3 protein-coding genes and 1 pseudogene are annotated in these 2266 nt (G+C 65.9%); 2 read left to right on the top strand and 2 right to left on the bottom strand.

The annotated features are described in order from the left end of the window. The first annotated feature begins 81 nt into the window (after positions 1–81). Together OWC43_RS23195 and OWC43_RS23190 are read left to right on the top strand one after the other, a co-directional pair. Positions 82–321, top strand: a complete 240-nt coding sequence (locus OWC43_RS23195) for a hypothetical protein (protein WP_393958649.1) — start codon at positions 82–84, stop codon at positions 319–321. Between the two features lie 53 nt (positions 322–374). After that, a complete protein-coding gene (locus OWC43_RS23190) occupies positions 375–578 on the top strand; it encodes a hypothetical protein (RefSeq protein WP_393958648.1) in 204 nt (67 codons plus the stop codon). 84 nt (positions 579–662) lie between these two features. Here the strand turns inward: OWC43_RS23190 and OWC43_RS23185 are convergent, their stop codons facing one another. Both OWC43_RS23185 and OWC43_RS23180 read right to left on the bottom strand, forming a co-directional pair. Beyond that, on the bottom strand, positions 663–1685 hold the full coding sequence (locus tag OWC43_RS23185; RefSeq protein ID WP_393958647.1) for a helix-turn-helix domain-containing protein: 1023 nt from the start codon (positions 1683–1685) through the stop codon (positions 663–665). Positions 1686–2033: 348 nt separating this feature from the next. Beyond that, positions 2034–2266, bottom strand: a pseudogene (locus OWC43_RS23180) (hypothetical protein); the annotation flags it as partial.

The raw sequence follows: 2266 nt of genomic DNA, 5'->3' as shown, positions 1-2266 counted from the left end.
TACGGTTAATCAGATATACCATCTGTTTATCTGCCGGCGTCGACCGCACGCTCTAATATTGTGCAACCAGACACTGAAATCATGCGACTCGCTCTGCTTCAATTCATCCGCTCCATGACGCATGATCTTGAGGCGCATGAGGCATTGGCCAACCAACTCGATGGCACGGCCGCGAAGGCCTACGACCGGGGTGAGATTGCTAAAGCGTCTGTGCTGCGGCTGCTTGTGCGCCATTATCGGATCCAGGCCATGAACATCCGTGGCAATCTTGAGATTGCCTCCAAAACATACAAAATCAAACATCAATCTGATCTTTATTAGCCTGCAGTCAAATCTCCAATTGTTTTTCATGCTTAGCGCTGAAGCGAATGCGCATGACAAATGATCAATATATCCTCGATAATCTTGCCCGGATGATGTCCTCGGCGGAGGAAAGAGTGGCCATGCAAGCAAAGGACATGTTCGATCGAATTCAAAACAGCCAAAACTCTGATCATCAAGACTTGGAGATAGCCGCGCTTGTCGAAAATTATCTAGCGCTCCGCCGTCTCCGCTTGCAGGCGCTGGAGAAATTATGACTCGCCCACATTTGGCGGCAGGGTCAAAATAATTCCAACCCGCAAGTTCGAGCGGCCACTTGCTAACCCCGTACCGAAGCCCGCTCATGCCGCCCGCACCGCGGCGGCCGGCGGTAGCGCGCTCGGGAAGTGCCAGCCCGGATTCCGGTGCCCGGCTTTCTCCGTCGTCGGGCAGCTTCCGGCCTCGCCCTGGGCCCGGCGATAGGCCATCCAGGCCTCCCATTCCGGGCTGCCCTGCTCGACGAACACCCGCGCCGGCGCCGCCGAGGCCGCGCCGATCGGCGCCGAGGGGCGGAAGTTCATGAACCGCCGCTGGCGCAGCCAGCCGTGCAGCCCCTTGGCTGCGTAGCCCGTTCGGCTGAGGTCGGCGGCGTAGCTGGCCGCCGCGCCGATCGCCAGAACCTGATCCTCGGCGCTCATCCCGGCGAAGATCGCCTGGGCCTGGTCGCGCCGCGTCACACCCCGGGCCGTGGCCGGATAGGCCGCTTCGAGCCGGGCGAACCGCTCGACGGCCTCGCCCTCGAGCGCCGCCGGCGGCGTCTGGTTGGCGGCCGGTTGGGGCGCGACGGGCGCCGAGACGCCGTTCCCCCGGAGGAGTTTTCGAGCCTTGAGCCCTCCCCCCGTGGGGGGATTAAGGGGGGAAGAATCCTTGGTAGGATTCAATACTTGGTAGGCGGCTCGGTTTTCCGGCGCCGGTTCGTCCGGCTCCGGATCCTCCGGCGCCGGTAAATCGAGCTGCGGTGCCGCGGCCGTGACGGGCGGCTCCACCGTGGCTCGATTTTCGGGCTGCGGTGACGCCTCCACGACGGAGGCCGAAGGCTCGTCGTTGACGATGTAGTCCGAGCCCGCGAACGTGCCGCGCCCGGCCGTCCGCGCGGTCTGGCGCACCATCCAGCCGGTCTCGATCAGCTCGCGAATGATGCCCTGCATCTTGTGCTTTCCCGTGCCGAACCGGGTGCGCAGATGGTCCTGCGACACCGTCCAATCGTCAGGCAGGCTGCGCAGGTAGCAGAGGATGCCCAGAGCCTCCGGCGACAGCCGCGTGTCCCGGAAGATCTCCTGGGACATGATGGCGAAGTTCTTGGTGTGTTTCCGTCGGATGATCATGGCGGGTGCCTCTTCGGGCAAAGCGTCACCGTTCGGCCGCGAAACCGGTCAGGCTTCGGGCACGCGAAAACCCAGCGCCGGAATCGCGGGGCACGCGCGGCGTCGGGCGGCTCGTTTGGGGGGGGGATGACACCCGCCGCGCCCCGGCCGAGGCCGGGCAAGGCTCCGCCGGTCGCGCGCGAGGGAGCGTCGGCACGAATCCGGGCAGGAAGCGCGAGTGAAGAGCCGGATGCGACCGCGTGTGGGGCGAAGCGGGCGCAGTCCGGCGTTCAGCGCGCGGCGGGTGTCATCGAGGCGGGGCGGATCGCGGCGGGCCGCGCGGGGGCGGCCGCAGGCATGGGCGCGGTCTCATTCCGCCGTCTCCGCCAGAGCGGGCTGCGGCGCGTAGAGGTTGGCGAAGTCCAGCCGGGGACGGCGCTGGAACGCCTCGCCGTAGGGGCCGGGGCTCGCCCGGCGCACCAACTCATAGAAGCTCTCGGGCTTCTCGCTGTGCTCGCCCGGTGCGCCCTCGAACCCGTTGGGCAGGTCGGCCCGGGCCAGCATCAGCCCGCCGCGCGTGGCGAACACGCAGTACTCGTCGC

Origin of the sequence: Methylorubrum sp. POS3 (assembly GCF_043352485.1) — a bacterium.
In the GTDB taxonomy this organism is placed as follows: Bacteria; Pseudomonadota; Alphaproteobacteria; order Rhizobiales; family Beijerinckiaceae; genus Methylobacterium; species Methylobacterium suomiense.
Note: the sequence above shows the minus strand (reverse complement) of the source record. Positions and strands in the feature narration are given on the sequence as shown.